At 68.8% G+C, this 6,304-nt stretch carries 3 protein-coding genes; 2 read left to right on the top strand and 1 reads right to left on the bottom strand.

The window, feature by feature from the left end; all coding sequences use genetic code 11:
* Positions 1-157: 157 nt before the first annotated feature.
* Entirely contained in the window at positions 158-1,351 is a 1,194-nt protein-coding gene (dacB, locus tag Q0A15_RS02240; RefSeq protein WP_291277911.1) for a D-alanyl-D-alanine carboxypeptidase/D-alanyl-D-alanine-endopeptidase, read from the top strand.
* A gap of 116 nt (positions 1,352-1,467) precedes the next feature.
* Positions 1,468-4,911: a sugar-binding protein gene (locus tag Q0A15_RS02235; RefSeq protein ID WP_291277910.1), complete on the top strand. Its 3,444-nt coding sequence runs from the start codon at positions 1,468-1,470 to the stop codon at positions 4,909-4,911.
* A gap of 16 nt (positions 4,912-4,927) precedes the next feature.
* Here Q0A15_RS02235 and Q0A15_RS02230 read toward each other — a convergent pair whose 3' ends face one another.
* Positions 4,928-6,301: a 6-phospho-beta-glucosidase gene (locus tag Q0A15_RS02230; RefSeq protein ID WP_291277909.1), complete on the bottom strand. Its 1,374-nt coding sequence runs from the start codon at positions 6,299-6,301 to the stop codon at positions 4,928-4,930.
* Positions 6,302-6,304: the final 3 nt, after the last annotated feature.

The following is a 6,304-nucleotide window of genomic DNA, read 5'->3' as shown; positions in this document are numbered from 1 at the left end:
CCCCCCCCCCTCGCGCCCCCCCCCCCCCCCCCTCCCCCCCCCGTCGCTGGCTCCCCCCCACCCCCCGGGCCCCCCGCCCCCCCGCCTGGGGCGCCCCGCCCCCCCCCCCCCCGCCCCCCCCGGCCCCCCCCCCGGCCCCCGCCCCCTCGCTGGTCCGTTGTATTCCGCGGTCACCTCCGCCTTGGCAGGGCGGCCGGGAACGTATTCGGTCTCCGTCGTGGACGTGGCCACGGGGGAGACCCTGGTGGATCAGAACGGCGCGGAAGCTGGTGTGCCCGCGTCCTCCTTGAAGCTGCTGACCGGTACCGCGGCACTGTCGACGCTGGGCCAGGATGCGCGGTTCGACACCTCTGCCGTTTTGGATGGCGATGATGTGTGGCTCGTGGGCGGCGGAGACGTGATGTTGGGGGCCGGGGAGTCGGACGATTCCGTGGTGAACGGGCATGCCGGCTTGGGGACCTTGGCGCAGAAGACCGTTGCGGCGCTGGAGCGACAGGGCGTCACGGGACAGATCAACGTAGGGCTGGACTCCACCCTGTTCCCCGGCCCGGGGCTGAACCCGGACTGGGCGGACGATCTGGTCACCACGAACAACATCACCGAGGTGCAGACGCCGGCCATGTACGCCGGGCGAGCGAACGCTGACAACCACTCCGAGGTGGTGCGGAACCCGGCCTCCGTGGCGCGGCAGACGTTCGTGACGCGATTGCAGGAGGCCGCCGACACGAAGGGCTTGGACATGACCTTCCTGCTCGGTGAGACGCGTGATGGAGCAGATGGGACAGAGGGTGCCTCCGGAGACACGGTCGCGAAGGTCTCCTCCGCGACCGTCATGCAGCAACTGGAATACATGGAGAACCACTCGGACAACTACCTGGCGGAAACCTTCGGCCGCTTGGTCGCGGTGGAGTCAGGGCAGACCGGCGATATCGAGGGTGCCACGTCCTCGGTGAGCGCGGCCGTGGAGGAACTGGGCGTGGACACCACCGGCCTGGACATGCACGACACCTCGGGGCTGGCCGCCACGAACCAGGTCTCACCCTCCACGCTTGCCCAGCTGCTGGCGGTGACGCAGACCAGCGCGAACGCGAACCTGCGGGACCTGGCCGGGTTGCTACCCGCAGCTGGAGCGTCAGGCACCCTGTCCAACCGGCTGGCCGGGTGGGACACCAAGGGATTGATCCGCGCCAAGACCGGCACTCTCGCGGACGTGATCTCCTTGTCGGGGTTCGTGACGACACGGGACGGGCGGCTTTTGAGCTTCTCTGTGATGTCTTCTCACGTCACGGGCGTGCAAGACGGTGCGCGCGCCGCCACCGATGCGGTCGCGGAGGCCCTGTTGGAGGGCTGAGTCGCATCGTTGCCAACGTGTGGGACCGACCATAGTCTGATGGTGTCAGGTTTCGACGTAGTCCCGGGCGCACCGGACTTCCGCGGAACCATCACTCGTTCGCCGGAAGAGCCACCATGCGTTTCAAAATCATCACCACGCTCGGGACCGCGGCGCTCGCCGTGGGCCTCACACCCCTGGCCGCAGCGGCGGCACCTGTGCCCGACGACGTGTCGTCGACGTCCGCGCTCGCCGCACCGGGCGCCGTGCGACCGGCTGCTGCGCAGCCCGCCGAAGGGCAGCCGGCCGCCGGGACGGCGGCAGCCCTGACCGAATCGTCGGGCACTGGCGATGTCGAGTTCGGTGAGGCGAAGAAAGCCAGCGACCAGACGCCCACCAAACTGGATGTGCTGGGCGTCTGGGCGCACCCGGACGACGACGCGGGCCTGACCACCCCGTGTGGGATCTGGGAGGACCGCAACGACCTGAAGTGCGGCATCATGCTCACCACCCGCGGCGAGGGTGGCTCCAACTCTGTGGGGGACGAGGCCGGCCCTGACCTGGCGCTGCGGCGAGAGAACGAGGACCGGACCTCCCACCACCGCACCGGCTCCGACAACATCTACTACCTGGACCGGGTGGACTTCTTCTACAACACCTCGTCCCCGCTGACGCAAAAGGTCTGGGATCACGACGAGACCCTGCGGCGCGCGGTGCGGGTGGTCCGCGAGACCCGTCCGGAGATCCTGACCACCTGGACGCCGTCTCTCGCGGCGGGGCACGGGAATCACCAGGAGGCGGGGCGGCTGACGTGGGAGGTGGCCCGTGCGGCGGCCGACCCGGAGCAGTTCCCGGAGCAGCTGACCGGCAAGAATGCGGTGAACACCTGGCAGATCAAGCGCATCCTGGAGATGCCGAATGTGGACGGCAAGGGCGAGGCCAACCAGAAGAACTGCCTGGCCGATTTCGAGTCCGCTGAGACGAATCCGTACCCGGTGGTGGGGCTCTGGACGGGCTACGAATCCCCGTACACGTGGGCCAAGGGCAACACGGCAGGTAGACAGCCCGGGACCAAGAAGACGTGGGCGCAGGTGGGGACCGAGGGCGCCAAGATGCACGCAACGCAGGCCCGCACCATGCAGAAGGACCAGGTGAAGCCGAGCTGCCTGAAGTGGTCCGTCCCGTTCTCGGCAGCCCCGATGCAGCCGGAGTCTTCGGTTGCCGGGCGCAACGACGAGTCGGCGCTGTACGGTGCCGCGATCGCGGACCCCGGCGGCATGCCGTTGGGTTCCGAGTTCTCCGCGGAACCTGCTGAGTACCGGGTCGGTGAGGGCGAGTCCACCACCGTCACGGTGCACGCCGCCTCAGGCAAGGGAACGCTGAAGGGCGGCACGGTGTCTTTGAAGGCCCCTGAGGGCTGGACCGTCTCCGGGGCCCAGCAGCTAGAGGACATCCCCGAGTCCGGCCGCGACCTGGAGTTCACGGTGACCGCACCGGAGTCCGCTGACTCCGTGCCCGCGCGGCTGCGGGTGTCCTTCGACGGCGGCGACGTCACGGCCTACAACGAGACCACGGTGCTGCCGGTGGACGGCGTCGAGGGACGCTTCCAACGTTGGGGCAACACCGCGGAGTACGACGAGTGGACCGAGAAGACCGCTGCCAACTCCGGCGGACCGTCGCAGGCCTATCGAGACATCGGCACGGGTGAATCCGTGACCGTCCCGATTAACGTCACCAACCACACCTCCGATGCCGCGTCCGGAACGGTGAAGATCGCGGCACCCGACGGGATTGAGGTCGCGACTCCCGAGGTGTCCTTCGACGGACTCGCCGCAGGTGAATCCGCTACGGAGAAGTTCGTGGTGACCCATACCGATCCCAAGGCCGCAGGCGGAGACACCGCTGAGCTGACCGTCACCACCACCTCTGGCGAAGGAACCAGCACCGAGAAAGTGACCCTCGAGGTGGTGCCCAGTGCGGAGATCGCCGAGCTGGAAACCGCACCGAAGATCGACGGGAATGACGACGGCTACGAGTCCACCCTTGACCTTTCCAAGGTCTGGGAGGGTGACGAATGCGACCCCGACGGCACCGACTGCGGCAAGGGCTCCAACGCCAAGGTGGGATGGCACGACGACTCCCTCTACGCACTGATCACGGTGAAGGATGAGCAGGCCTCGGCCGCGGCGACCCCTCGTCGCTGCTTCGGTCACTGGCTCGTGGACTCCACCGAGGTACTGCTGGATCCTCGTGGCGATTCCGACGACACCTCCACCACGTTCAAGCTCGGGGTGTTCCCGTTCACCGACGATGCTGAGAACTACAACGGCAACGGCGCCAACGGCCCGTGCTGGGAGCGCGACGCCGACTTCCACCAGGGCTTCTCCACCGGGCCGCTGGCGGAAACGGTGCTGAAGGCCCCCAACGCTCCCGGCGTCGAGGTCGCCGCCAAGGCCCAACGAGACGCCGACGGGGCGTACACGGAAGGCACATGGACCGTGGAGGTGAAGATCCCCCTCGAGGATCTGCCGCAGTCCCTGGCCACGCCGTCCAAGGCACCCACCGGAAACGCGGACACCAACAAGGTGGACCCGGACTACCTGGGTCTGAACGTCACTCCGTACGACTCCGACACCGAGGACTTCATCGGGCAGACCCGGCTGGCGTGGTCGGCCTTCGGCTCGCAGCAGTCCGAGCCCTACCGCTGGGGCCACGCCTACCTGAGCGGGTACGAGCCGCCGGCGACCAAGGCTGCCGTCACCAAGGCAGCCGACGTCGCGGACGGGGAGGCGATCATCCCGGACACCGCGCTCTCCGGCGCGGACTCCCCGCAGACCATCTATCAGTCGGCCACGGGCGGCGTCCCGATCGCGGGCCTCAGCCCCGACGCTGAGGCCTCGGTGAAGGCGGCGCAGGGCTCCGACGGCATCGACCTGGATCTGACCGGTACGGAAGGAACCTTCCACGCCTACCTCTACCAGGGCGATCCCACCCACCTGCCCGTGTGGACGTCCTCCTGCGAGGACAAGTCCGGGCACGACGCCTGCTCGGCCAGTGATGGCAAGGCCGCGGCCTGGGGCAAGGACATGGCGGGCACGGTGCTCGCGGGGGCCACGGCCAAGACGTCGGAGGGCAAGCTGACCCTCAAGGCCTCACCCAAGACGTTGGCAGGATTGGGTAAGGACGCACGGATCCTGGTCTCCTTCCGTTCCGCCGACGCCGTGGACGGGACCGAGGGCAGCACCGAGGCCTGGGCCATTCCTGTGACCGCGGCGGACCAGGAGCCGGACCCCAGCGGGACCGCCACCGGTGAGCCGGACCCGAGCGCCACACCGTCGGACAGCACGGATCCCTCCGGGACCCCGGAGCCGTCAGGCTCCACCGACGCATCCACGGATCCCAGCGATTCCGCGGGTGCCGGGGACCAACCGTCGGGCACCGATGACGCGACTTCCGATCAGGCCGGGGACAACCTCTCCGACACGGGCGCCAGCGTCCGGTGGATCATCCTGATCGGCGTGATCCTGCTGGTGGGCGGCGTGATCGCGATGATCGTGACCAGGGTGAGGCGCCGCCACTGATCGGAGTTGGGCCACCTCAGCCGAAGAGTTGGCCCAGCTCCGGGTGGACCTCCCGGTAGCGCTCCAGGAGCTCGCGGGCCACGTTCACGGAATCCACCAGCGGGTGCACCGCGATCGCCTTCCACGCCAGCTCAGGATCGCGCTGCAGCACCGAGGCGATGATGAGCTGCTCCACGGCCTTCACCGACTGCATCAGGGCCAGCATGTGCCCGGTCACGGGAGCAATGGAGTGCGGGTGGATGCCGGTGGCGTCCACGGTGCAGGGCACCTCCACCACGCACTCCTCGGGGAGCCCCGGCACGGTGGAACCGTTGCGGACGTTCAAGATCATGGTGGAGGGCCGCCCCGTGCGCAGGGCCGCCATGATGTTCAGCGCCACCTCCTGGTAGCCGCCTGACTCGATGTCGGCCTCGTCGCGTTCGGCCTCCTGCCCCTTCTCGCGCCCCTCGGCCATATAGGTGGCCTCGCGCTCGTGCTTCACGCGTTGCCAGAGCGCGTAGGCCTCCTCGGGGTCCGTGGTCGCGGACGCGTAGAACCCGGCCTGCTGATCCAGCAGGAATTCGCCGCGGGTCTGCTCCTCGGAGCGGATCCGGGCCACGGCCTCACGGTTGTCGTAGTAGTAGTACAGGTACTCGTTCGGCAACGCACCCAGGGCTCGAACCCAGTCCTTCCCCACCACGCGGGCCTCCTCGATGGTGTCCAGCTTCGCTTCATCCCCGAGGAGTTCCGGCAGCCGGTCGCGGCCGTCCACGGTGAAGGAACGGAGCCACCCAAGGTGGTTCAGGCCCACGTAGTCGAACTCGCTGGCCTCCGGCTGCCCCGTCACGGCCAACGCGGCACGGCGCAGCAGGCCGATGGGGGTGTCGCAGATGCCCACCACGCGGTCTCCCAGCACGGTGCGCAGGCCCTCGGTGATGATGCCGGCAGGGTTGGTGAAGTTGATGAACCAGGCGTCGGGGGCCTTCTCCTTGACGCGGGCCGCGATGTCCAGCATCACCGGCAGCGTCCGCAACGCGTAGGCCAGTCCGCCGGGGCCCGTGGTCTCCTGACCCAGGATCCCGAGATCCAGTGCCACGCGCTCATCGCGCGTGCGGCCCTCCGTGCCGCCCACGCGGATGGCACAGAAGACGAAGTCGGAATGCTCGACGGCGGTGTCCAGGTCCGTCGTCGCCGTCACCTCGGGCGCGTCGGGCAGTCCGGGGAGCAGTCCCTCGATCACCGCGGAGATCGCTGCGAGTCGGTCGGTATCGGTGTCGTAGAGGGACACCTGGGACACGCGCACCGGTGCGTCCGCCGCGGCGACCGCCTGGATCACCTGCGGCACCCGGAAGCCACCGCCGCCCAGGATCGCCAGTTTCACTCCACGGTTCTCGGTGCTCGCGCTCGTCATGGT

Origin of the sequence: Galactobacter sp. (assembly GCF_022712295.1) — a bacterium.
Taxonomy (GTDB): Bacteria; Actinomycetota; Actinomycetes; order Actinomycetales; family Micrococcaceae; genus Galactobacter.
This window is presented reverse-complemented; position numbering and strand designations above follow the sequence as displayed.

Bases quoted from the DNA above. Each gene is read 5' to 3' on its own strand.
- Q0A15_RS02235 (WP_291277910.1), top strand. From the start codon at position 1,468: ATGCGTTTCAAAATCATCACCACGCTCGGGACCGCGGCGCTCGCCGTG.
- Q0A15_RS02230 (WP_291277909.1), bottom strand. From the start codon at position 6,301: ATGACGAGCGCGAGCACCGAGAACCGTGGAGTGAAACTGGCGATCCTG.